This is a genomic window from Paraburkholderia rhynchosiae (assembly GCF_002879865.1).
Lineage (GTDB): Bacteria > Pseudomonadota > Gammaproteobacteria > Burkholderiales > Burkholderiaceae > Paraburkholderia > Paraburkholderia rhynchosiae.
In genome coordinates this window covers 21,116-44,043 of the sequence record NZ_PNXY01000031.1, presented here as the reverse complement: position 1 = coordinate 44,043, position 22,928 = coordinate 21,116, and the positions used below count along the sequence as shown (strand labels likewise).

Genomic DNA, 22,928 nt, shown 5'->3' with positions numbered 1-22,928 from the left:
ATTTTCTTAACCACTTGCAACGCCGCCATCGAGCGGCGGATGGAGACTCGCATGCGTACCTCTTCGACTTCCAATGATCCCGTCGTGATCGTCGGTGCCGTCCGCACGCCGCTGGGCGGCTTCCAGGGCGACCTCGCCTCGCTGACAGCGCCGCAACTTGGGGCCCACGCAATGCGTGCCGCAGTGGATCGCGCCGGGCTGCAGCCGCAGGCTGTAGAAGAGATACTCATGGGCTGCGTGCTGCCCGCGGGCCTCGGCCAGGCACCCGCACGTCAAGCGGCGCTGGGAGCCGGGCTGCCGCTCTCGGCGGGCTGCACGACGATCAACAAGGTCTGCGGCTCGGGCATGAAGGCGACTATGCTGGCGCACGACCTGCTGCTGGCCGGGAGTCAACGGGCGATCGTGGCCGGCGGCATGGAATCCATGAGCAACGCGCCGTATCTGTTGCCCAAGGCGCGCTCGGGCCAGCGCCTGGGGCACGGCCAGGTGCTGGACCACATGTTCTTCGACGGGCTGGAGGACCACTACGGCGCCGCCTCCGACGGCCGCCTGATGGGCGCCTTCGCCGAGGACTGCGCGCGCCACTTCTGTTTCACGCGTGATGAACAGGATGCCTATGCTTCCACCTCCACACTGCGCGCGCAACAGGCGCAGCGCGATGGTCTGTTCCGGTGGGAGATCGCGCCGGTGACGTTGCCGGGCCGCAGCGGCGACCGATTCGTCGACGCCGACGAGGCGCCAGCGAAGGCGCGACTGGACAAGGTCTCCACGCTCAAACCCGCCTTCGCCAAGGACGGCACAGTCACGGCAGCGAATTCCAGTTCGATCTCCGACGGTGCAGCGGCGCTGGTGCTGATGCGCCAGTCCGCCGCACGCGAACGTGGTTTATCGCCGCTGGCCGTTATCCATGGACACGCCACACACTCACAGGAGCCCGCCTGGTTCACCACTGCGCCCGTAGGTGCGATCCAGAAGCTGCTCGCTAAAGTCGGATGGCAGGTTGACGATGTCGATCTGTGGGAGATCAATGAGGCTTTCGCCGTGGTGGTCATGGCCGCGATGCGCGAGCTGTCGCTGCCGCACGAGCGAGTGAATGTGCATGGCGGTGCGTGCGCGCTAGGTCATCCGATCGGCGCGACAGGCGCGCGCCTTATCGTGACGCTGCTGGGCGCACTCCGCCAGCGCGGTGTCAGACGTGGCGTGGCGAGCCTGTGTATCGGAGGCGGCGAGGCCACGGCGCTGGCGATTGAGATTGCCTGAACGACATCGTTCCTGCTCGAGCGACGCTGCGTGTGTGCCATGCCCTATGAGGGAAGCAGTCGAGTCGACCCACGAGCGCTTCGGGCAAACAGCGTTAATCCTCACGCCCCTTTGGGCGAGGCAGCCGGCGGGAGCGCGCGAGGCATCAGTTGCGTTGCTGATGCCGCTGCCAATACCAGCCGGGCGCCGGATCGAGTTGCCGCAGCAGTTCCGACCGGCGATGTTCTCTCCGATAGTGGCCCACTGCGAAGATGACTCCGATCACGAGGACCGCCAAACCCATCACAACGACTACGAATTCTTCGTTCATTACTGCCCTTCCGTGAGTATCTCGATCCTTCGATAGCCGCTCCCGCGGCTCAGCGTTTGCGCGCGACGGCGTTGAGCATTGAATTGCCCGCGCCGGTGACATGCAGGCGCTGGTGCCCGCAGGCGAGTTCCTCGAGTGCAACGAGTTGGCGTTCAAGCAGGGTGTCCAGTTCTTGCCGGCACATGTCGATCTGATCGGGCGCGGCCTTGACCAGCATCAGCGTGGCGAACTCCTTGGGACTCAGCATGGTTGTCTCTCAAATTTTCTATTAATGTAGATGCAAGAACTAATTACCGTTCAATTCCGGAGGACCGGTAAAGTCAGGCATTGATTCCCGCTCTATTTGTGATCGGCAGCGACGCCTCGGGGTGCTAATTCTAAACTGAAAGGTGCCGATTTTGGCGAATGAATAAATCCATCGACGGTCCGGCGTCGATAGTAGCGGTTTAAACATATGATATGCAGCCTGGGAGATGGCCCGCCGTTATCTATGCGCATTGCGGAAGGCCAGGGCCATAGCTGTCACGTGCAACGGTCGATGCCGGTCTACTCAGAACCGATCGTTTTCAGTTCCCGGACGCTATCGGTTTCCAAGAAACGAAACACCACATAATGCCAGTTCTGTAACTCACCCACCGAATATAGCCGTTTGTTCGAACCGGTTAAAAGATTGCAATAATTCGCCTGGCGCGAATATCTGGCGGTTCATAAATCCCGGATTAACAGCGGCGGCAGTGGCCGCCTCGACGGCCGCTGCCAAAAGGCTCGTTAGCTGCCCGGATTCAGCGCGCCGATCCAGCGAGCCTCGGAGGCTTTCAAATGCGAGCGCATCGCCGCTTGCGCCTCCAGCGGATCACGCGCAACCAGGGCCGCGACGATCATTTCATGCTCGATGAGCGCCGCGCTCCACGTCGAAGCGTTCTCCGTTTGCATTCGCAGCTTTTCAGCAATCGGCGCATGACGCTCGTCGAATAACTCGCTGACGAGACGCGTGAACACCGCGTTTTGCGCGATCTCGGCAATGCAGATATGGAACTGCCGGTCCGCTTCCACAGGCGAGCTGCCCTCCGCAATCGAGCGGCGCATGTCCGCAACGAGGCCATGCAAACGCGCTATGCCTTCCTCGGTGAGACGCGCGCATGCCAACGATGCGACGCAACCTTCGATTGACGCGCGCGCCTGCATGATGTCGCTCGGGCTATCACCAATTTTGTCGCGAAGCGCCTCCGGGACCGGCGCAATGGAGCGGACGAAAACGCCTGCGCCCATTCGGATCTCCACCACGCCTTGAATCTCAAGCGCGATTAGCGCCTCACGCACCGAAGGCCGCGACACATTCAGTTGCTGCGCCAGGTCGCGTTCTGGCGGAAGCCGGTCGCCCGTCGACAGGTGATTGACCGCGATATAGGCGCGGATCTGATCCCCGATCAGGTGATAAAGCCGACGCGGCTGTACCGATTTGAGTTCCATGGTCCGGATCCATCCATACGCGACTGGCCTGACCGAAATGGTCGGCAACGTTCCAAAATCTTAGGGGATTACCCCAATAAAGTCCCTCGCAATTCGCAGCAACAACTCCGTATTTACCCTCGAATCGTCAAAGTGGCTTGACCAATTCTGACAGGGAAATCTATTCTACGCTCACTGAAAGGCGCCAGTGTGACCGCAGTTCTCGTCTTGCACGTGACCGGCGCTACGGCCTCAACTTCCGATAAAAAGCCCACATAGGTCACTTAGTTATGCTGACAGTTGTCTGCGAGAAGCCCGGTACTCTTCGATCCGAAACGCGCTCGATTCCCGAACGCGGGACAGGCGAGGTCTTGCTCAGAGTCAGGCGCGTCGGGGTATGCGGAACCGACATGCACATTTTCACGGGGAATCAGCCGTATCTCGAATACCCGCGTGTGATGGGACATGAACTGTCGGCCACCGTCGAGTCAGCGGATGCGGATTCCGGCCTGAGTGCCGGCGATGTCGTCTACGTCATGCCTTATCTGTCGTGCGGCAAGTGTATTGCCTGCCGCAATGGCAAGACCAACTGCTGCGTAAATATCAAAGTACTCGGGGTTCATCGTGACGGTGCGATGACCGAATATCTGAGCGTACCCGCTCAATTCGTGCGCAAAGCGGATGGCGTTACGCTCGATCAGGCCGCAATGGTCGAATTTCTCGCCATTGGCGCGCACGCTGTCCGACGCGCGGACGTCAGCGCCGGGCAGCGCGTGCTGGTCGTCGGCGCGGGCCCCATCGGCATGGCTGCAATGATCTTCGCGGGGCTTCGCGGCGCAACGGTCACTGCGCTGGACTCCAGAGCCGATCGCTTGAGCTTCTGTTCCGGGAAGATAGGTGTGACCGCGTCCGTCACTGTAGGCAACGAAGACGTACAGGCGCTCAGCGAGCTCACAGGCGGCGAATTCTTCGATGTCGTATTCGATGCAACCGGCAACCCGGACGCCATGCGGCGCGGCTTCGAGTTCATCGCGCACGGCGGAAAGTATGTGCTGATCTCCGTCGTGAAGGACGTCATATCGTTTTCGGATCCGGAGTTCCATAAGCGCGAAGCAACGCTGCTGGGAAGCCGCAATGCGACGCTCGAAGACTTCGATACCGTTCTCGATGCCATGCGTGCGGGCAAAATTCCCGACGCGGCTTTGAACACGCATCGCTTGCAGTTGTCGTCCCTTCCCGCCGATTTCTCGAAACTGCTCGATCCCGCCGCAGGCGTCGTGAAAGCTATCGTCGAATGCTGAAGAACGGGATCCGAGCATGACAAACACGCCCTCTCCGATTCTTCAGTTCGGGACCAGCCGATTCTTGCAGGCGCATGTCGACCTGTTCGTTTGCGAAGCCGCGCGCCGTAATCCGGACGACGCGCTTGGAAAAATCGCGATGGTGCAGACCACCGCGAGCGCACAAAGTCGCGCACGTATCGATGCAATCCGTAGCAACGCGCAATATCCGGTTCGCATCCGCGGCTTGCATCGCAACCAAACCGTTGACCTGACCATCGAATGCGACAGCGTCGCAGAAGCGCTGCATGCACACGACGACTGGCCAGCATTGCTCGAACGCATCTGCGACGAAGTGCGAGTGATCGTTTCCAACACCGCGGACAACGGTTACGCGCTCTTTCCCGACGATACCGTTTCGATGCTTGACGGCCGCCTCGCGCCGCGCAGCTTCGCGGCGAAACTGGCCGTTCTGTTGCATGAACGCTATCGCGCGGGAGGCAAGGCAATCACGCTGCTGCCGTGCGAACTGGTGTCGCGCAACGGCGACGTGTTGCGCGACCTGGTGCTCTCTGTCGCGCGCGGCTGGCAAATGGAGCCGGGCTTTCTGCGCTATCTGGCGAACGACTGCATCTGGGTCAATTCGCTGGTCGACCGGATCGTCTCCGAAGCCATCGAGCCGATAGGCGCGGTGGCCGAGCCCTATGCGTTGTGGGCGATCGAGCGTCAGGAAGGCATGGTATTGCCCTGCCGTCACGAAAGCATCGTCATAACCGACGATCTGGCCCACTATGAACGGCTGAAGCTCTTCCTGTTGAACCTCGGTCACACGATGCTCGCGCAATGCTGGCTCGATTCGCGAGGCGATCCGGCCGCCACCGTGCTCGACGGCATGCGCAATGAATCGTGGCGCGCAACGCTTGAATCGACATGGAAGGACGAAGTGCTTCCCGTATTCGAAGCGCAGGGCCAGTGCGAAATTGCCACGAGGTATCTCGACGATGTGCGAGACCGCTTCAACAATCCTTTCCTGGCGCACCGCCTTGCCGATATTGCCGGCAACCATCAGCAAAAGAAACAGCGCCGGTTCAAGCCCGTCGTCGAACTCGCTCGCGAACTGGGCGTGCGGGTCGATCAGAAGCGCCTCGAGGCCGCGCTAGCCGGCACGTAGTGAGCTGTAACGGGTTCCTTGCTGCTCTTGATCAAAACAGGCGGCCCCGCTCGAAGCGAGTGGTCGTCATCCAGAAGTAAAGGAGACAAAGATGCGCAACATGCGTTGGGTAGTGATACTGCTGTGCTTTCTCGCGATCGCCATCAACTATATCGATCGCGCGAATATGGCCGTCGCGGCGCCAGCAATCCAGAAGGCGCTGGATATCGGTCCCGCTCAAATGGGCCTTATCCTGAGCGGCTTCTTCTGGACTTACGCGTTGATGCAGATGCCGTTCGGCTGGTTCGTCGATCGCATCGGCGCACGCATTGCGCTGCCGCTCGCGGTCGGCTGGTGGTCTCTTTTCACGGCGCTAACAGCGGCAGCCACCAGCGTCAGCGCCATGTTCGGCTGCCGTCTGCTGCTAGGCATTGGCGAAGCCGGAGCTTATCCTTCGTGCGCGAAGCTCGTGAGCCAATGGTTCAAGCCTGCGCAACGCGCGCTTGCCACGAGCATCTTCGACAGCGGATCGCGCGTGGGCTCGGCGCTTTCCATTCCTCTCGTCGCGCTCATCATCAATGCACTCGGCTGGGAAGCGTCGTTCATCATCACGGGCGTGGTCGGCTTTGTTTGGGTTCTCGGATGGTTTCTCATCTACCGGAATTCCTCGCGCGGCGATCTGACCGGCGAGTCCGATACGGCTGCCCCGCAACGCCCCGTCGCCGCGCGAAAAATTCCGTGGCTTTCGCTCTTCAGGCACCGCACGCTGTGGGGCATGATGCTCGGCTTCTTCTGCCTGAACTTCGTCATCTATTTCTTCATTACCTGGTTTCCCAGCTATCTGGTTCAGACGCGCGGCTTCTCGCTGAAGTCGCTCGGCACACTCGGCATGATTCCGGCGTTGATGGCGATTCCGAGCGGCTGGCTCGGCGGCCTCGTATCCGATGCACTGTATCGCCGCGGCTGGAGTCTCACCAAGGCTCGCAAAACCTGCATGGTTGGCGGCATGCTGCTTTCATCGGTTATTACGCTGTGCGCATTCACGACGAACATCTACCTGATGCTCGCTTTGTTCGGCATCGCTTATGGCAGCCTCTCATTTGCCGGCGCGAGCATCTGGTCGCTGCCCGCTGATGTCGCTCCGACGCCCGATCACGTCGCCTCTATCGGCGGCATCCAGAACTTTGCGTCGAATTGCGCCGGCATTGTCATCACTACATTCACCGGCCTGATGGTTTCGCTGACGCACGGCTCGTTCACGATTCCGCTGTGCGTGGCGGGAGGCTTCTGCGTGCTCGGCGCGTTCAGCTATCTGGTGATCGTGAAAAAGATCGAGCCGCTGCCCGTCGACGACGATGCGAACGCCCCCGCGCGCAGCCCCGCCCATTCACCGGTATAAGCGCCATGTCGAGTCAATCAACGCAATTCAATCCTGCTGTCATTCGCCTGCACGCAAACGACGACGTCGTTATCGCAACGCGGCAGTTGATGTCGGGCGCGCGCATCGCGTCCGAGGATCTCGTGGTCGCCGGGCTCATCCCGCCGGGCCACAAAATCGCGACGCGGGCTATCGCTGCCGGCGAGCCGGTCAAACGCTACAACCAGATCATCGGAATAGCGACAGAGCCGATCCAGCGTGGGCAACACGTCCACGTTCACAACCTCGGCATGGCAGAGTTCGCACGGGCTCACGACTTCGGCGCCGATGTTCGTCCGACGGAATACGCCGCCGTGCCCGCGACCTTTATGGGTATCCGTCGCGCCGACGAACGAGTCGCGACGCGTAACTACATCGGCGTATTGACGAGCGTGAACTGCTCGGCCACCGTCGCGCGAGCTATCGCCGATCACTTCAGACGCGACGTGAATCCGCACCCGCTCGCCGACTACCCGAATGTCGACGGCGTTATCGCATTGACGCACGGACTAGGCTGCGGCATCGATACGCTCGGTGAAGGTCTAGCGGTTTTGCGGCGCACGCTTGCCGGGTACGCGGTTCATCCGAACTTCCATTCGGTGCTGTTTGTGGGACTCGGCTGCGAGACGAACCAGATTGCCGGTGTGCTCGAGTCCGCCGGGTTGAAGGACACCGAGCAGTTACGCAGCTTTACGATCCAGGATTCCGGCGGGACGAAGAAGACGATCGAGCGCGGCATCGCGATGGTGAAGGAGATGCTCGCCGATGCGAACCGTGTGACGCGCGAACCGTTGCCTGCATCGCACCTGATCGTCGGTCTGCAGTGCGGCGGATCTGACGGATATTCGGGCATCTCAGCCAATCCCGCGCTGGGTGCAGCGGTCGATCGCCTCGTGCGTCACGGCGGCACGGCGATTCTTTCGGAGACGCCGGAAGTGTATGGCGCGGAACATCTGCTCACGCGTCGCGCCGTCAGCCGCGCGGTAGGCGAGAAGCTGCTGGCGCGCATTGCCTGGTGGGAAGAGTACTGCGCGAGAAACGGCGCAGCGCTCGACAACAATCCCTCCGCGGGAAACAAGGTCGGCGGCTTGACCACGATACTCGAGAAGTCGCTCGGCGCGGTTGCCAAGGGCGGCACCACGAATCTCGTCGACGTTTATCGGTACGCCGAGCGCATCGACGCGAAGGGGTTCGTTTTCATGGACTCACCCGGTTACGACCCGGTGTCCGCGACGGGCCAGGTCGCGGCAGGTGCGAACCTGATCTGCTTCACGACGGGACGCGGTTCGGCCTATGGCTGCGCGCCCTCGCCTTCGCTGAAACTCGCGACGAATACAGCGCTATGGGAACGGCAGGAAGACGACATGGACATCAATTGCGGCGGCGTGATAGATGGTTCAGCGTCGATTGACGAACTCGGAGAAGTCATCTTCACGCGTATGCTCGAATGCGCGTCGGGTGTGCTATCGAAGAGCGAAGTGAACGGCTACGGACAAAGCGAGTTCGTACCGTGGCAACTGGGCGTGATTACCTGAAGACCGTGGCGGCACGTGTTGTCGCTTGCCCGAGCCTGCGTCGTCGCGAACGTTCGGGGCGCCATGGACCGCGCAAGCGCGCCGGGCGCGGATTCGCCGCATGCCGCTGCTGTGTGCCAATTTCACCAGTCGACCCGGCAGACGCGACGGAGCCGGCGTTAGGCTCGTCCTTGAAGCCGCCGCCCACGTCGATTGCACGAAGCATCGTTTGAAGTTTTTTCATCATCACAGCAGAGATTCCTCATCAGGCATCAGCATCGCGGCAAGATCATCATGAAGCATTGTGGCCAATCTTGTGCGACGCTTGTGGCAACTCAAGCGGCAACTCAAGGGGCAACTCAAGCCGCACTCAAGCGCGCCAGTTCCGTATCGACGAGCAGCTTCTTCAACTCCGGCACGCACGACCCGCAGTTGCCGCCGGCCTTCAGGCACGCGGTGATCTGTGCGGCGGTCTTGAGGCCCTGCTCGCGGATCGCCGTACAGATCGTGTTGCGCCCCACGCCGAAGCACGAGCAAACCGTCGGCCCGGTATCGGCGCCCTTGCCTATCGACTGGCCCGAGAGCACGCCGATGCGGTCTGCTTCGTCCAGCTTGTCTTTCGCAAACAGGCTCGCGAGCCATTCGCGCGCCGGCAACTCGGGACGCGCCGACAGGAAAACACAGTTCTCGATGCGGTCGTCGACGAGATGAACCGCGCGATAAATGCCCGCCGTGCGGTCCTCGTATTCGAGCCAATCGGCATGCGCATCGTCGACGCCGAACAGCGCGCGCGCCCACGCGCCGCGATCGCCATGCTCCGAGAGCGGGTTGCGGCCCGCGAGTTCATAACGCACGAACTGCGCGCCGTGAATGCGGGTCCAGTACGTGACACTGTCGAGCGCCGGAGCGCGCCGGCTTAGCGAGAAGCCGTGCCACGCGACGTGAAATTTGTCGACGCGCACCGGCGTGTGCTTGAACTCGGGTTCGCCGGACAGCGGATCGACCGATGGATTCACCACTGCGCCCACACGGGCGTCGGAAGCCACCTGATCGTTCCAGTGGATCGGCACGAACACACTGCCGCGCGGCATGCCGCCGCCATATTGCACACGCGCGACCATCGCGCCCCAACGGCTCGATACACGTGCGAGGTCGCCTTCGCGCACGCCGCACAGCAGCGCATCCTGCGGATGCATGTCGACGAATGCCTCCGTGACATGGCCCGCGAGTTTCTCCGACTTGCCCGTGCGGGTCATCGTGTGCCACTGGTCGCGCACCCGACCCGTGTTCAGGGTCAGCGGATAGTCGTCGTCCGGCGCATTCACAGGCGCGCGCGGGGCCGTGGCGATGAAGCGCGCCTTGCCGTCCGCGTGGCTGAAGCGGCGATCGTCGAAAAGACGCATGGTGCCCGGCGCGGCGGCGCCGTTGTCCACTCGAACAGGCCACTGGACAGGCTGCAAGGCGGCGTAGCCTTCGCTACCGAGACCCACGAGCCCGGCGAGATTGAACGCGCGACGCACGGCGTCGTCTTTAACGCCTGCGTTCTCCACGCCGTCGTTATTGTCGTTACGCCATGCGCTCAGCCGCGCATGCTCATCGAAAATCTCCTGTTGGCTCGCGAATTCGAAGCCTGCATAGCCCATGCGCCCCGCCACATCGCAGATGATCTTCCAGTCCGCGCGGGCTTCTCCCGGCGCGGGCAGAAACGCACGCTGGCGCGAGATTCTGCGCTCGGAATTGGTGACAGTGCCGTCCTTTTCTCCCCAGCCGAGCGCGGGCAGCAGGATATGAGCAAACGCATTGGTGTCCGTGCTCTCGACAATATCTGAGCAGACCACGAGCTCGCAGCGCGCGAGCGCACGTTTTGCCTGGTCGCTGTCGGGCAGGCTCACAACCGGGTTGGTGCCCATGATCCACACCGCCTTGATGCGGCCTTGTTCGATCGCCTCGAAAAGCTCGACCGCTTTGAGTCCTGGCCGCGACGCGATCGCGGGCGCGCCCCAGAATTGCTGAACGATCTCGCGATGCTTGGCGTCGTCGAGTTCAAGATGCGCGGCGAGCGTGTTCGCGAGACCGCCCACCTCGCGCCCGCCCATCGCATTCGGCTGTCCGGTGAACGAAAACGGCCCCATTCCCGGCTTGCCGATGCGCCCCGTCAGCAGATGGCAATTGATGATGCTGTTGACCTTGTCGGTGCCGGCGCTCGACTGGTTCACCCCTTGCGAATACACGGTCACCACGCGCTCGGTCCGCGCAAACAGGCGGTAGAACTCGAGCAGATCGTGCGGATCGACCTTGCACGCCTTTGCGCATTGCGCGAGGTCGAAGCCGATTGCCGCGCCGTTTGAATCACCGGCCGAAGCGGCGGCTAGCGCCTCGGCAAAACCGTTCGTATGGGCATCGACAAACTCGGCATCCGTCGCACCGTGTTCCGCGAGAAACCTGAGCAAGCCGTTGAAGAGCCGCACGTCGGTACCCGCGCTCAGCGGCAGATGCAGATCGGCCATCTCGCACGTCGCGGTGTAACGCGGGTCGACCACGACCACCTTCATGTCGGGCCGCGCTTCCTTGATCTTGATGATCCGCTGGAACAGGATCGGATGGCACCACGCCGTGTTCGAACCGACCAGCACGACGAGATCCGCCAGTTCGAGATCTTCGTAGCAGACCGGCACCACGTCCTCGCCGAAAGCCCGCTTATGTCCAGCAACGGAAGACGACATGCACAGCCGCGAATTCGTATCGATGTTCGCGCTGCCCACATAGCCCTTCATCAGCTTGTTCGCAACGTAGTAGTCCTCGGTCAGCAACTGTCCCGAGACGTAGAGCGCGACAGCATCCGGCCCATGCTCATCGACGATCCGGCGAAAGCCGCCGGCTACCGCATCGAGTGCATCGTCCCACGACACGTCGCGCAAGGCGCCGCCTGCGGGCTCACGCATCTTCGGATGAAGGAGCCGTCCGTCGAGTCCGATCGTTTCGCCGAGCGCCGAGCCTTTCACGCACAAGCGGCCGAAGTTCGCGGGATGCAGTTCGTCGCCGGCGATGTCATGTCCACCGTCCGGGCGCGCGCTCGCGCGCACGCCGCAACCGACGCCACAGTACGGACAGGTGGTCTTGACAGCGTCGCGGCTGCCAGCAGCCGCGCTCGAAATAGCGATGGGGAAACTCACGATATCTTCCAGGTCAGGCAGCCTGCGTTTCGCAGAGGGCTTTGCCGAACAGCAACTGGCTGCGCAGCGAAGAAATGTCGGTCCGGTTCTGGATCAGTTCGAAATACCACGCGCCCTCTTTGACGTCGCCATAGAGCACCGCGCCGACCACGCGGTTATCTTCGATCACGAGGCGCTTATAGACGCCGCGTCGTGGATCGCGCAGCACGAGGTCTTCGCTGTCCGGACCGCCGATGAAGTCGCCGGCTGAATACAGTTCGACGCCGGTGACCTTCAGCTTCGTCGCCGTCGCGCGCTGCACGTATCGGCGATGCCCCGCGCCGGCGAGATGTGCGCCGCACACGCGCGCCTGGTCCCAGATCGGCGCCACAAGTCCGAAGGTCGCCGTGCGATGCTGCACGCATTCGCCGACGGCGTAGACGCGCGGATCGTAGGTCTGCAGCGTGTCGTCGACGACGATCGCGCGCTCGCAATGCAGCCCCGCGTGTTTCGCGAGGTCGATGTTCGGGCGCACGCCGGCCGTCATCACGACGAGATCTGCGGGAATCTCCGTGCCGTCGTCAAAACGCACTGCGGTGACGCGATCTGGCCCGACGATTGCCGCGGTATTCGCCTTCAGCAGGAAACGCAGGCCCTTGCGCTCCAGCGCCTGCTGCAGCAAGGCCGACGCGCTTCTGTCGAGCTGGCGCTCCATCAGACTGTCCATGACGTGTACGACCGTCACCGACATGCCCTGGCGCATAAGCCCGTTCGCCGCTTCCAGCCCGAGCAAACCTCCACCGATCACCACCGCGTGACGATGACTGCGCGCCGCGGCGCGCATCGTTTCGACATCCTGAATGTCGCGGAACGCGATCACGCCTGGCAGTTCGTGGCCCGGCACCGGAATCAGAAAAGGCTTGGAGCCTGTTGCGATCAGCAGCCGGTCATAGCCCACTTCGACGCCGCCTTGCGAGCGCACGATGCGGCGCCTGCGGTCGATCGCGACCACCGGATCGCCCGCATACAGACGAATGCCGTTCTCCTCGTACCAGTCGCGCGTATTGAGGATGATGTCGTCGACGGTCTTCTCGCCGGCGAGCACCGGCGAAAGCAGAATACGGTTGTAGTTGCCGTACGGCTCGGCACCGAACACGGTGATGTCGTAGAGGTCTGGCGCGAGCTTCAGCAGTTCCTCGACGGTGCGCATGCCGGCCATGCCGTTGCCGATCACGACGAGGCGCGGGCGCGAAGGCGCCGCGAACGGGGTGCCTCCTGGTGACTGCGCGTCGATTTCGTGTCTCATGCCGCGACCCACACCTTGCCGCTCTCCACGCGTACCGGGTAGGCGCTGACGGAATTCTCCGGCGCTTCCAGGCACTCGCCGGTGCGCAGATCGAAATGATGCTTGTAGATCGGCGAAGCCACCACGATGCGCTCGCCGAGACTGCCGATCAGTCCGCGCGAGAGTACCGCCGCGCGCGAGCCCGGATCGAAATTGTCGATCGCGAACACGCCGCCGTCGCCATCTGCGACGTGAAATACCGCTACCTGCTCGCCGTTGACGAGCGCACAGACGCCCGTATTCGGAACGATGTCATCGAGCGCGCACACGGGCATCCAGGATGCTGAAGTCTGATCGTTGCTCATGCTGGGTTCCTTACGTCAGGTAGGTGAATGGTCAGGCGGTTTCGGCGACAACTGGTATCGGGAACTGCTTCGCCTGCCGCTCTGCCGGCGTTGCGGGACGAATCTGGCCGCGCTCCTCGACGAACGTCACGTTCTCGTCGAGCTTGTCGCTGTTGACGAAATGGCGGAAACGCTTGCGCGTCTCGGGATCGGTGACGGCCATCTTCCACTCGCACTCGTAGGTGTCGATCACATGCTGCATGTCCGCTTCGAGTTCCGCGGCGAGCCCGAGCTTGTCGTGGACGACCACGTCGATCAGATATTGCAGCCCGCCTTCGAGGTTCTCGCGCCATACGCTGGTGCGTTGCAGACGGTCGGCGGTGCGCACATAGAACATCAGGAAGCGGTCGATGTAGCGCACCAGCGTGTCGCGGTCCAGATCTGACGCGAGCAGTTCGGCATGGCGCGGCTTCATGCCGCCGTTGCCGCACACGTAGAGGTTCCAGCCCTTCTCGGTCGCGATGATGCCGATATCCTTGCCCTGCGCTTCCGCGCATTCACGGGTACAGCCCGAGACGCCGAACTTGAGCTTATGCGGCGAACGCAGGCCCTTGTAGCGGTTTTCCATCGCAACGGCGAGGCCCACCGAATCGCCGACGCCATAGCGGCACCACGTCGAGCCGACGCACGACTTCACCGTGCGCAGCGACTTGCCGTAGGCATGGCCGGATTCGAAGCCGGCTGCGATCAGCTCTTCCCAGATGAGCGGCAGTTGATCGACGCGCGCGCCGAACAGATCGACACGCTGGCCGCCGGTGATCTTGGTGTAGAGGCCGTATTTCTTCGCGACCTGGCCGACGGCGATCAGGCCGTCGGGCGTGACTTCGCCGCCCGGCATACGCGGCACCACCGAATACGTGCCGTCGCGCTGGATGTTGGCGAGGTAGTAGTCGTTCGAGTCCTGCAGGCTCGCATGTTCCTTCTTCAGCACGAACTCGTTCCAGCACGACGCGAGGATGCCGGCGACGGCCGGCTTGCAGATATCGCAGCCGAGGCCGCGGCCATGCTTCCCGAGCAGTTCGCCGAAGGTCTTCACGCGCTCGACGCGGACAATGTGGTACAGCTCCTGCCGCGAATACGGGAAGTGCTCGCACAGGTGGTTATTGACCGCGAGGCCCTGCTTCTTCATCTCGGCCTTCATCACCTGCGTGACGAGCGGCACGCAGCCGCCACACGACGTGCCCGCGGTCGTCGCGCATTTGAGTGCGCCGATGTCGGTCGCGCCCGCGGACACCGCCGCGCAGATCGCGCCTTTGGAGACGTTGTTGCACGAGCAGATCTGCGCGGCCTCGGGCAGCGCGTCGACGCCGAGCCCCGGCTTCGCGTTGCCGTCCGCTTGCGGCAGGATCAGGAATTCGGGTGCTTCGGGCAGTTCGATGCCGTTCAGCATCATCTGCAGCAGCGTGCCGTATTCGGCTGCGTCGCCGATCATCACGGCGCCGAGAAGCTGCTTGCCGCACTCGGAGACCACGAGCTTCTTGTAGACCTGCTTGCGCTCGTCGCTGAACTGATAGGTGCGGCTGCCCGGCGTCTTGCCGTGCGCATCGCCGATGCTCGCCACGTCCACGCCCATCAGCTTGAGCTTGGTGCTCATATCGGCGCCGGCGAAGCCTGCGTCGTCGCCGAGCAGATGCTTGGCGGCGACTCGCGCCATGTCATAGCCAGGCGCAACGAGGCCGTAGACCATGCCGTTCCATGCCGCGCATTCGCCGATCGCATAGATATCGGGGTCGCTCGTGCGGCAGTTCGCATCGATCGCGATGCCGCCGCGCGGACCCAGTTCGAGGCCGCAGGCGCGCGCGATTTCGTCGCGCGGACGAATGCCCGCGGAGAACACGATCATGTCGGTGTCGAGATGCGTGCCGTCCGCGAACTGCATGCGGTGCGTACCCGCTTCGCCATCGACGATCGCGGTGGTGTTCTTTTGCGTATGCGCGGTCACGCCGAGTTCTTCGATCTTCGCGCGCAGCACGCGGCCACCGCCCTCATCGACCTGAACCGCCATCAGGCGCGGTGCGAATTCGACCACATGCGTTTGCAGGCCCATGTCGCGAAGCGCCTTCGCGCATTCGAGACCCAGCAGGCCGCCGCCGACCACCGTGCCGGTCTTCGAGCGCGCGCCGCACTCCTGCATCGCTTCGAGATCTTCAATCGTTCGGTAGACGAAGCAATCGCGCCGGTCGCGGCCTTCCACAGGCGGCACGAACGGCGACGAACCGGTCGCGAGCACCAGCTTGTCGTAGGAAAGCGTCTCGCCGCTCGAAAGGCTCACCGTGCGGGCGTTCCGGTCGATCGAGACGGCCTTTGCATTGAGCTTGAGCAGCACATTCTCGCGCTCGAAGAAGCCTGGCTTCACAAGCGAGAGGTCATCCGCGGACTTGCCGGAAAAGAACTCGGACAGGTGCACGCGATCGTATGCAGGACGCGGCTCTTCACACAGCACCGTGACATGCAGCGCGGACCTGGTATCGTCCACGAGACACTCGAGGAGCTTGTGACCCACCATTCCGTGGCCAATCACGACAACGTTCATGACAGAGGCTTCGTTCATTTGCGATGCGGTTCGCGACATGATTTATCCGGCAAATAAAAAAGCGTCCCGCGGATGCAATCGCCAGTGCGACTGTATTCGTGGGACGCCGTTGTCCAAAACCAGTGGTCTAAAGAGAGACTTGTTGCTGCGTGCAGGCCGGATCGTCATTGATCCGCAGCCTCGTTAATGCAAAGCCCATGCCATTAGACGGGAACCGCGCCGAGCGCCCGCCCAGTAAGCTTGGGGCGCTTATTGCGGCGCGAATCCACTCGACTAAAGCTGACGCATTCCGATGCATGAAAGCGCGATGATGGTGCGACGCAGCACCTTCCGCGTGCAGCGTGTCGCCGTCGAAGAGAAAGAACCGGCCGCGACGGCAAGTACGTTAACTGGCCACGCTCTGGCTACTGGCGGCGGCGAGCGCGCGCTCCCTCAACGCTGCTTCGCGCGCCTTGTGTTCGCCGCTAAAGCGCACGGCCAACGCACACAGCGCCGACAGCGTGACGAGCACGCCGAGCGTCGCGAGCGTCTGCTGGATGCTGCCGACGCCTTTCATCAGAAAACCCGCAGCCACCGCGCCGACATTGCCTCCGGCGCCGATGATGCCCGCCACGCCGCCGAGCGCCTTGCGGTCGATGAACGGCACGAGCGCATAAGTCGCCCCGCACGCCATGTGCGTGAACAGGCCGAAAACCAGCATCGCGACGAGAGCCAGCGCAATGCTATTGGCGTGTGCAAAGCACATGAGTCCCAGACCTTCGCCGACGATCAGCGCGCACAGCAGCGTCGCGCGAACATCGAGGCCGCGGCGTGCAGCGGCCTTGTCCGACACCCAGCCGCCCAACGCGCGAGCAAACAGCGCGAGCAGTCCGAAGCTGCCCGCGGCCATGCCGGCCTCCTTCAGCGACAGATGAAAGTGATCGACGTAATAGATCGCCGCGATGTTGTGAATGAACACCTCGACACCGAAACACGCCGCGTAGGTGGTGAACAGCATCCACACGCGGTAGTTCGCGCAAGCCGCGCGGAAACTCGCCCAGCCGCCTTTCTTGCCGCCGTCGATGGCAATGCCCCGCGCGCGCAGTTCCGCGAAGTTTCCTTGCGGGCAATCCTGCGTGAAGCGCCAGTAAAACGCGGCCATGACAGGCATCGCAAGTGCTGGAACCACGAGCGCCACGCGCCATGCCGACGACTCGCCGACACCTGACACGATGATCGCGGCCAGCAGCAACGGTACGAGCGCCTGGGCAGCGCCGGCTCCCGTGTTGCCCCAACCCGCGGTCGTCGCATTGGCTGTGCCGACCACGTTCGGCGCGAACATCATCGACGTGTGGTACTGCGTAATGACAAAGCTTGCGCCGACTGCGCCGATCAACAGACGGCACACCAGGAAGCTCTCGTACCCCGTGGATAGCGCGGCGCCGAGCACGGGAAATGCGCCTGCCAGCAGCAGGCCGGAGTAGACCTTGCGCGGCCCGTAGCGATCGCACATCGGACCGATCACGAGGCGCACGAGAATCGTGACGGCGACCGCCGCGATGTTGATGTTGGCGATCTGATCGGCGGACAGGCCGAATTCGCGCTTGATGAGCGGCATCAGCGGCGCGCATGCGAACCACGCGAAGAAGCAGACGAAGAATGCCATCCACGTCAGATGGAAAGCGCGCATTGAGGGCGTGCGCAGGCTGAAAAGGTCTATGCGGGTTGCTTTATCTGCCATCGTCGTTCCAGAAACAAAAAAGCGTCCCGCGGAACCGGTCGGATGACCTGGTTCCGGGGGACGCCGTTGTCCAAAGCTGCTTGTCAGGTTGCTGCTACGAATGCAATCGGGAGGGATCGCCTTTGATCCTTTGCGTAAGCACTATGCAAAGGCTATGCCATGCGGGACGATCGTTGAGCCTACGGCCTTCTGGGGAAAAAGCGCCGGGACAGAGGTCTGCCGAGGCGACGTATTTTGACGCGTAGAAGCACAGCGATGGTGCGGGTTCACAGCAACGGGGCGTCGCTGCCGCGGGCTGCGGACGCGTCCGGCCCGAACACGTCCCCGGACGCGAGTTTGCGCGCGCGCCGAACCTCGACGGGCAAATCGTTGTCTTCCGCGAACCGCATGACGAAGTCGAACGCATCCGCACAGATGGAGCGCAGCTCGTCCGAAACGAACAGGCATTTGATTCCCGAATCGACGATAGGCATGGCGAGGCGAGTGCAGGCGATATGAATACCGGGCCGCCGCTCGCCGACGAAAAGCGTGATGACGCCGGTCAGACGTTCGGGCCAGTCGCCTGGCCGGAACGTCTTCTGCGAGTGCGTGATGCCCTTGATCAGATAGCCCTGGATAGAGCCTTCGATAGGGTCCTGCGTTGTCAGAGGTATCCGGTCCATGCTCGCGCTACTCGCCTCCTGGTGATGGCCTGTCTACTTCGCTCTCCTCGCTTGGGACGTCGCGAGAGGAAATCTTGAGTTGGCGAAGCTTGTGATACAGCGTTTTTTTCGGCATGCCCAATTCGACGCTGGCTTCCGCGACGTTGCCGTTATGACGCCGCAGCATGTCTTCGATCAACATGCGCTCGAAGTACGCGAGCTGCCCGGCAAGCGTGCCGCCCTTGCTCGTGTTGCCGCCCGGACTCAGCAAGCTGTCGCCTGTCAGTCCCAGCACGAACCGGTCAGCGACGTTCTGCAATTCCCGCACGTTGCCGCGCCACGAATGCGTCATCAGTTCGGAGAGCTGCGATGCGGACACGATGGGCGCGGGCTGTCCGAAACGGCGCGCCGCCGCGAGCACGAAATGCTCGAAGAGCAAGGGCACATCTTCGCGACGCTCGCGCAAGGGCGGCAGTTCGATCTGCGCGACGTTCAGCCGATACAGCAGGTCGGCGCGAAAAAGACCGTCCGTGGAAAGCTGCAGGAGGTCGGCCTTGGAGGCCGCAACGATCCTGCAATCGACCGCGATCGACTCGTTCGCGCCAAGGCGTTCGACGGTGCGTTCCTGTAGCACGCGCAGCATCTTGATCTGCAACGACACCGGCATGGTTTCGATTTCGTCGAGAAAGAGCGTCCCGCCATGGGCCCATTCGATCTTGCCGATGCGCTTTTTGATCGCGCCGGTGAACGCGCCCGCTTCGTGACCGAACAGCTCGCTTTCGAAGATCTGTTCAGGCAAGCCGCCGCAGTTCAGCGCAACAAAATGCTTGTCGCGCCTTCCGCCGAACTCGTGCAGGCTGCGCGCGATCAACTCCTTGCCCGTGCCGGTCTCGCCGGTGATCAGAACCGATACCGACGTATCGGCGAGACGCAGGATCTTCTTGCGCACCTCGGCCATCGCTGGCGATTTGCCGAGAATGAGCGCCTCGATGCCCTGCCAGTTGTCGAGCGCGGCGCGCAAGCCCTGCACTTCGAGCGTCAGGCGCCGCTTCTCGACCGCGCGCGCCACTCTGCGTGCGATATGGTCCGACGAAAACGGCTTTTCGATGAAATCGTATGCGCCGACCTGCATGGCGCCAACTGCCGTCGAAATGTCCGCATGTCCGCTGATGAGAACGACGGGAATCTGCGAGTCGATTGCCATCACTTTTTCGAGCAGCTGCAAGCCGTCGATACCCGGCATCCTCACGTCCGATACGATCACGAGTGGCGCGCCGGGCGCAACTTCGGCAAGCGCGTCCGCCGCAGCGCCGTAAGCGGATACAGGCAACCCCGCGAGCTCGACGGCCTGCTGGACACCGAAGCGCACGTTCTCGTCGTCCTCGACGACGAGAACCCGAATTTCATCTCCCATCGACTACTCCCTTCGCTGACGCAAAGTCAATGTTGAATCGCGCGCCGCCTTCTTCGCGATTGACGGCGGATATCTTCGCGCCGAACGCTTCGACAATGCGCGAGGTGATCGCCAGCCCGAGGCCGAGGCCATGGCCTCGCGGCTTCGTCGTGACGAACGGTTCGAACAGGTGGTCGAGCACCTCCTGCGCGATGCCCGTGCCGCTGTCCGCGATCGAAAATAGCACGCGGCCATTCGCCTCCGACTCGACTGCCTCCAGCGTAATGACCCGCTTGTCTTCGTTGCGAACCGCATCGAGCGCATTGCCGAGCAGATTGACGATGACCTGCTGCAACTGACTCGCCTCCGCGCACACGAACGTGCCGGGCGGAATCTTCATGTCGAGTTGCACGGCTTCGTCGCGGATCCTCGCGTCGTAAATGAGCCGCGCATGTGCGACCGCTTCGTTGAGCGACACCGCAACACGCTCGACAACCGGCTTGCGTGCGAACGCCTTCAGTTCGCCGGTGAGCGTGGCCATGCCGTCGACGAGACGCGAAACGCGCTCGAGATTGGCGATGGCATGTGCAGGTTGGTCCCGTTCGAAAAACGTACGCGCGTTGTCGCACAGCGTTCGTATCGCGACGAGCGGCTGGCTCAACTCGTGAGTAAGACCGGCGGCCATCTGGCCGAGCACGGCGAGCTTGCCCGCATGGACGACCTCCTGTTGGGATTCGCGCAAGCGCTGCTCGGTTCGTTTGCGCTCCGCAATCTCCTGCTGCATCCGTTCGTTCGTTTGCGTGAGCGCCGCGGTACGCTGCGCGACGGTCGCCTCCAGTTCGTCGTTTGCGCGGCGCAACGCGTCCTGCGCTCTCAGCTTTTCGGCGATCGTCCGGCGGCGCTGCATCGCGTAAAGCGCGTAGAGCCCGGCGATCAGGAAACCTCCGGTCACGAAGCCCAGCGCCAGCTCCTGTTGACGGCGTGCGCCGGCGACATCGAGCAGCACCATGATCGAGTCGCCCGCCTGCGGGGCGGGCCGCGACATCACGAGATAACGCGTTGTGTGACCGGGGCGACGCGGGTCCGGAAAGCGGCCGAGCCAGGCGCTCGCTCCCCACTCACCCAAGCGCCGGTAGGGCAGCGCCTCGACATCACGGCCCGCGTATTGTCGCGAGGCCTGAATCTCGCGCTGCTGCTGCGAGGTGATGGGCCGCAGCGCCGTGAACTTCCACGCGGACACCGTCGAGATGACGATTACGCCGTTGCGGTCCACCACCATCGCGGCCTCGTTGGGCCGACGCCACGCCGACTCGAGTTCGTCGACGCTGATCTTGACTGCCGCGGCGCCGATCGGCGTACCGCCATCGCGCACGGCGCTTGCGAAGTAAAGTCCCGGAACGCCGGTGTTGGTGCCGATGCCGAAGAAACGCCCCGCGCCGCGCGCGAGCGCGTCCTTGAAGTAAGGCCGGTACGACACGTTGGTGCCGACAAAGCTGACCGGCTGATTCCAGTTGCTCGCAGCGATCACCGAGCCTTGCGCGTCGATCACGTCCACCGCGACGCTGCCGGCCTCCTGGTTCACCGCTTCAAGATACGTATTGACACTGTGCAGGAGCTGCGGCGATGCGCGCGGCCCCGCATTCAGCAAGGCGCGCACGCTGTCCTGCCGGGCGACGATGGCGGGCATCATCTCGAAGCGCCCCAGTTCGCTTTTCAGGCTCGCGCCGTACAGGTCGAGCTGATGCGCGCCTGCCTCGGTGAGCGCATCGATCGCCCGGTTCCATGCGAGCTCGACCGCTGCCGCGGCCATGCCGACATACAGCAGAGCCGCAACCGCCCATGCCCACAGCGGTATGCCTCTTATTTTCACTTGATGTTCAACCTCGTGAATACCCGGTGCCCGACGATGCCACGCGCGCGCGGCACCCGAGCGCGACACGTCATCCGCCATGCGCAAGCACGATCAGCGTCAGCGTGACGACGATAGCGCCGCCGATGCGCGTGGCGATCTGCGCGAAGGGCATCAGTTGCATGCGATTCGCCGCCGTGAGAATCGCGACGTCGCCCGTGCCGCCCTGCCCGCTATGACATGCATTCACGATCGCTGTGTCGATAGGGTACATCTTAAGCTTGCGGGCAACCAGAAAACCGGTGCCCATCAGCGTCGCCACGGTTGCGACGATCGTCACGATATTGCCGACCGTGAATGCAGCGGTCAACTTGTCCCACGGAGTCATTGCGACGCCGATCGCGAACAGCAGCGGGTAGGTCACCGCAGTCGAGAAGAACTTGTAGACGACGAACGCGCCTTCCTGCAGCGGCGGCGAAACCGCGCGCGCGAGTTTGACGAGCACCGCGAGAAACAGCATGGCGACCGGCGCCGGCACGCCGAACAGGTTCCGGCACATCAGGCCGAGCAGATACAGCGTGATAGCCGTGATGCCCGCCGCCGCGATATGCGTGACGTCGATATGGCCGCGAATTTCTTCGTCGACGGGATTCATTTCGTCGGCCTCGCCGACTTGCAGACGCCCGTCGCCCGTGAGATGAGGAAAGCGCTTGCCAAGCATGTCGAGCGCGCCCGAGAGAATGATTGCGGTGAGGCTGCCGAGCATCACCGGCGGCAGTACCTGCGCGAACAAATCGCCCTGCGGCAGGTGCATGATTTCCGAATAGCCCACCGACAGCGGAATGGCGCCTTCACCGACACCGCCCGCCATGATCGGCACGACGATGTACAGCAGCGTATGGCGCGCGCCGAGGCCGAATGCCGAGCCCACCGCAATCCCGACGATGGCCGCCGCCACCGACCCGGCCGCAAGCGGCACGAAGATCTTCAGGAAGCCTTTGATCAGCAACCGCCGGTCCATGCTGAGAATGCTGCCGACAATAATCGACGCAATGAACAGGTACAGGAAATTGGTCGACTTGGTGAACTCGGTCGTGAGGTGCAGGATCGGCTTGGGCAACACGTGGTAGTACGTGAGCGCCGACGGCACGAACGTCGCGAAGATCGCAGCGGCCCCAATATTGCGCAGAAGCGGCAGGCGCTTGCCAAGCTCGGCGCAGGTGAAACCAAAGAAAGCGAGCACGGCAATCGCCATCGATATCTCGCCCGGCATCTTGCCCGTCACTGCAAACCCGACGATCAGCGCGAGAAGAATGAAATAGACCGGCAGCGGGATGATGCCGATCCGGTATTCCATTAGCTTCCACCAGCCTTCAGGCCAGAATCGGGTTGCCTCGTTGGACAACGGCGCGGGCTCTTGCGTGGGCGTCGGCCGCGAATGTTCCTGAGTATGTGAGGGTGTGGACAAAACATGTCTCCTTGCTTTGGCGCGCCGGCATTGCATAGCGGCGTCGAGATTCGATACAGATGCCGGCGCGTGGGCCGACTGCGGCTCGTCGAGCCAGCACTGG

The 22,928-nt window shown here is 62.8% G+C and carries 17 protein-coding genes; 5 read left to right on the top strand and 12 right to left on the bottom strand.

Annotated elements, in window-relative coordinates:
• Positions 1 to 51: 51 nt before the first annotated feature.
• Complete coding sequence (locus C0Z16_RS29995; protein ID WP_102635675.1) at positions 52 to 1,260, top strand: acetyl-CoA C-acyltransferase; 1,209 nt, start codon at positions 52 to 54, stop codon at positions 1,258 to 1,260.
• Positions 1,261 to 1,405: 145 nt separating this feature from the next.
• On the opposite strand, the gene C0Z16_RS38275 is transcribed toward C0Z16_RS29995, so the two are convergent.
• From C0Z16_RS38275 to C0Z16_RS29985, 3 genes are all read right to left on the bottom strand, one after another.
• The gene (locus tag C0Z16_RS38275) at positions 1,406 to 1,570 is read right to left on the bottom strand and encodes a hypothetical protein (protein ID WP_167403571.1); all 165 of its coding nucleotides are present in this window, start codon (positions 1,568 to 1,570) and stop codon (positions 1,406 to 1,408) included.
• Positions 1,571 to 1,619: 49 nt separating this feature from the next.
• Positions 1,620 to 1,817, bottom strand: coding sequence for a hypothetical protein (locus tag C0Z16_RS29990; protein WP_102635674.1), 198 nt, complete (start codon positions 1,815 to 1,817; stop codon positions 1,620 to 1,622).
• 521 nt (positions 1,818 to 2,338) lie between these two features.
• Positions 2,339 to 3,040 carry a FadR/GntR family transcriptional regulator gene (locus tag C0Z16_RS29985; protein ID WP_102635673.1) on the bottom strand — a complete coding sequence of 234 codons (702 nt, stop codon included), beginning with the start codon at positions 3,038 to 3,040 and terminating at the stop codon, positions 2,339 to 2,341.
• 269 nt (positions 3,041 to 3,309) lie between these two features.
• Between C0Z16_RS29985 and C0Z16_RS29980 the strand changes: the two genes are divergently transcribed.
• The 4 genes from C0Z16_RS29980 to C0Z16_RS29965 all read left to right on the top strand — a co-directional run bounded on the left by C0Z16_RS29980 (position 3,310) and on the right by C0Z16_RS29965 (position 8,401).
• A complete protein-coding gene (locus tag C0Z16_RS29980) occupies positions 3,310 to 4,320 on the top strand; it encodes a zinc-binding alcohol dehydrogenase family protein (protein WP_102635672.1) in 1,011 nt (336 codons plus the stop codon).
• Positions 4,321 to 4,336: 16 nt separating this feature from the next.
• Entirely contained in the window at positions 4,337 to 5,470 is a 1,134-nt protein-coding gene (locus C0Z16_RS29975; protein ID WP_102635671.1) for a mannitol dehydrogenase family protein, read from the top strand.
• 91 nt (positions 5,471 to 5,561) lie between these two features.
• On the top strand, positions 5,562 to 6,848 hold the full coding sequence (locus C0Z16_RS29970) for an MFS transporter (RefSeq protein WP_102635670.1): 1,287 nt from the start codon (positions 5,562 to 5,564) through the stop codon (positions 6,846 to 6,848).
• Between the two features lie 5 nt (positions 6,849 to 6,853).
• The gene (locus C0Z16_RS29965; protein ID WP_102635669.1) at positions 6,854 to 8,401 is read left to right on the top strand and encodes a UxaA family hydrolase; all 1,548 of its coding nucleotides are present in this window, start codon (positions 6,854 to 6,856) and stop codon (positions 8,399 to 8,401) included.
• Positions 8,402 to 8,739: 338 nt separating this feature from the next.
• Here C0Z16_RS29965 and C0Z16_RS29955 read toward each other — a convergent pair whose 3' ends face one another.
• The 9 genes from C0Z16_RS29955 to C0Z16_RS29915 all read right to left on the bottom strand — a co-directional run bounded on the left by C0Z16_RS29955 (position 8,740) and on the right by C0Z16_RS29915 (position 22,825).
• On the bottom strand, positions 8,740 to 11,553 hold the full coding sequence (locus tag C0Z16_RS29955) for a nitrate reductase (RefSeq protein ID WP_102635667.1): 2,814 nt from the start codon (positions 11,551 to 11,553) through the stop codon (positions 8,740 to 8,742).
• 13 nt (positions 11,554 to 11,566) lie between these two features.
• Positions 11,567 to 12,838, bottom strand: a complete 1,272-nt coding sequence (locus C0Z16_RS29950; protein WP_102635666.1) for an NAD(P)/FAD-dependent oxidoreductase — start codon at positions 12,836 to 12,838, stop codon at positions 11,567 to 11,569.
• Entirely contained in the window at positions 12,835 to 13,182 is a 348-nt protein-coding gene (nirD, locus tag C0Z16_RS29945) for a nitrite reductase small subunit NirD (protein WP_102635665.1), read from the bottom strand. The genes C0Z16_RS29950 and nirD overlap by 4 nt, the downstream gene beginning before the upstream one ends.
• Positions 13,183 to 13,213: 31 nt before the next feature.
• On the bottom strand, positions 13,214 to 15,754 hold the full coding sequence (nirB, locus tag C0Z16_RS29940) for a nitrite reductase large subunit NirB (RefSeq protein ID WP_102635664.1): 2,541 nt from the start codon (positions 15,752 to 15,754) through the stop codon (positions 13,214 to 13,216).
• A gap of 385 nt (positions 15,755 to 16,139) precedes the next feature.
• The gene (locus C0Z16_RS29935; RefSeq protein WP_102635663.1) at positions 16,140 to 17,474 is read right to left on the bottom strand and encodes an MFS transporter; all 1,335 of its coding nucleotides are present in this window, start codon (positions 17,472 to 17,474) and stop codon (positions 16,140 to 16,142) included.
• Between the two features lie 266 nt (positions 17,475 to 17,740).
• Positions 17,741 to 18,136, bottom strand: a complete 396-nt coding sequence (locus tag C0Z16_RS29930; RefSeq protein ID WP_102635662.1) for a DUF3579 domain-containing protein — start codon at positions 18,134 to 18,136, stop codon at positions 17,741 to 17,743.
• 7 nt (positions 18,137 to 18,143) lie between these two features.
• Positions 18,144 to 19,529, bottom strand: coding sequence for a sigma-54-dependent transcriptional regulator (locus tag C0Z16_RS29925; protein ID WP_102635661.1), 1,386 nt, complete (start codon positions 19,527 to 19,529; stop codon positions 18,144 to 18,146).
• The gene (locus tag C0Z16_RS29920) at positions 19,519 to 21,459 is read right to left on the bottom strand and encodes a sensor histidine kinase (RefSeq protein WP_407070709.1); all 1,941 of its coding nucleotides are present in this window, start codon (positions 21,457 to 21,459) and stop codon (positions 19,519 to 19,521) included. Before C0Z16_RS29920 ends, C0Z16_RS29925 begins: the two co-directional genes overlap by 11 nt.
• Complete coding sequence (locus C0Z16_RS29915) at positions 21,449 to 22,825, bottom strand: 2-hydroxycarboxylate transporter family protein (RefSeq protein ID WP_102635660.1); 1,377 nt, start codon at positions 22,823 to 22,825, stop codon at positions 21,449 to 21,451. The genes C0Z16_RS29920 and C0Z16_RS29915 overlap by 11 nt, the downstream gene beginning before the upstream one ends.
• Positions 22,826 to 22,928 lie beyond the last annotated feature (103 nt).

What these genes read in the sequence shown, in the direction of transcription:
- C0Z16_RS38275 (WP_167403571.1), bottom strand. Translation starts at nt 1,570, where the DNA reads ATGAACGAAGAATTCGTAGTCGTTGTGATGGGTTTGGCGGTCCTCGTG.
- C0Z16_RS29950 (WP_102635666.1), bottom strand. Translation starts at nt 12,838, where the DNA reads ATGAGACACGAAATCGACGCGCAGTCACCAGGAGGCACCCCGTTCGCG.
- C0Z16_RS29990 (WP_102635674.1), bottom strand. Translation starts at nt 1,817, where the DNA reads ATGCTGAGTCCCAAGGAGTTCGCCACGCTGATGCTGGTCAAGGCCGCG.
- nirD (WP_102635665.1), bottom strand. Translation starts at nt 13,182, where the DNA reads ATGAGCAACGATCAGACTTCAGCATCCTGGATGCCCGTGTGCGCGCTC.
- C0Z16_RS29930 (WP_102635662.1), bottom strand. Translation starts at nt 18,136, where the DNA reads ATGGACCGGATACCTCTGACAACGCAGGACCCTATCGAAGGCTCTATC.
- C0Z16_RS29925 (WP_102635661.1), bottom strand. Translation starts at nt 19,529, where the DNA reads ATGGGAGATGAAATTCGGGTTCTCGTCGTCGAGGACGACGAGAACGTG.
- C0Z16_RS29920 (WP_407070709.1), bottom strand. Translation starts at nt 21,459, where the DNA reads ATGGCGGATGACGTGTCGCGCTCGGGTGCCGCGCGCGCGTGGCATCGT.
- C0Z16_RS29975 (WP_102635671.1), top strand. Translation starts at nt 4,337, where the DNA reads ATGACAAACACGCCCTCTCCGATTCTTCAGTTCGGGACCAGCCGATTC.
- nirB (WP_102635664.1), bottom strand. Translation starts at nt 15,754, where the DNA reads ATGAACGTTGTCGTGATTGGCCACGGAATGGTGGGTCACAAGCTCCTC.
- C0Z16_RS29995 (WP_102635675.1), top strand. Translation starts at nt 52, where the DNA reads ATGCGTACCTCTTCGACTTCCAATGATCCCGTCGTGATCGTCGGTGCC.
- C0Z16_RS29980 (WP_102635672.1), top strand. Translation starts at nt 3,310, where the DNA reads ATGCTGACAGTTGTCTGCGAGAAGCCCGGTACTCTTCGATCCGAAACG.
- C0Z16_RS29970 (WP_102635670.1), top strand. Translation starts at nt 5,562, where the DNA reads ATGCGCAACATGCGTTGGGTAGTGATACTGCTGTGCTTTCTCGCGATC.
- C0Z16_RS29985 (WP_102635673.1), bottom strand. Translation starts at nt 3,040, where the DNA reads ATGGAACTCAAATCGGTACAGCCGCGTCGGCTTTATCACCTGATCGGG.
- C0Z16_RS29965 (WP_102635669.1), top strand. Translation starts at nt 6,854, where the DNA reads ATGTCGAGTCAATCAACGCAATTCAATCCTGCTGTCATTCGCCTGCAC.
- C0Z16_RS29935 (WP_102635663.1), bottom strand. Translation starts at nt 17,474, where the DNA reads ATGGCAGATAAAGCAACCCGCATAGACCTTTTCAGCCTGCGCACGCCC.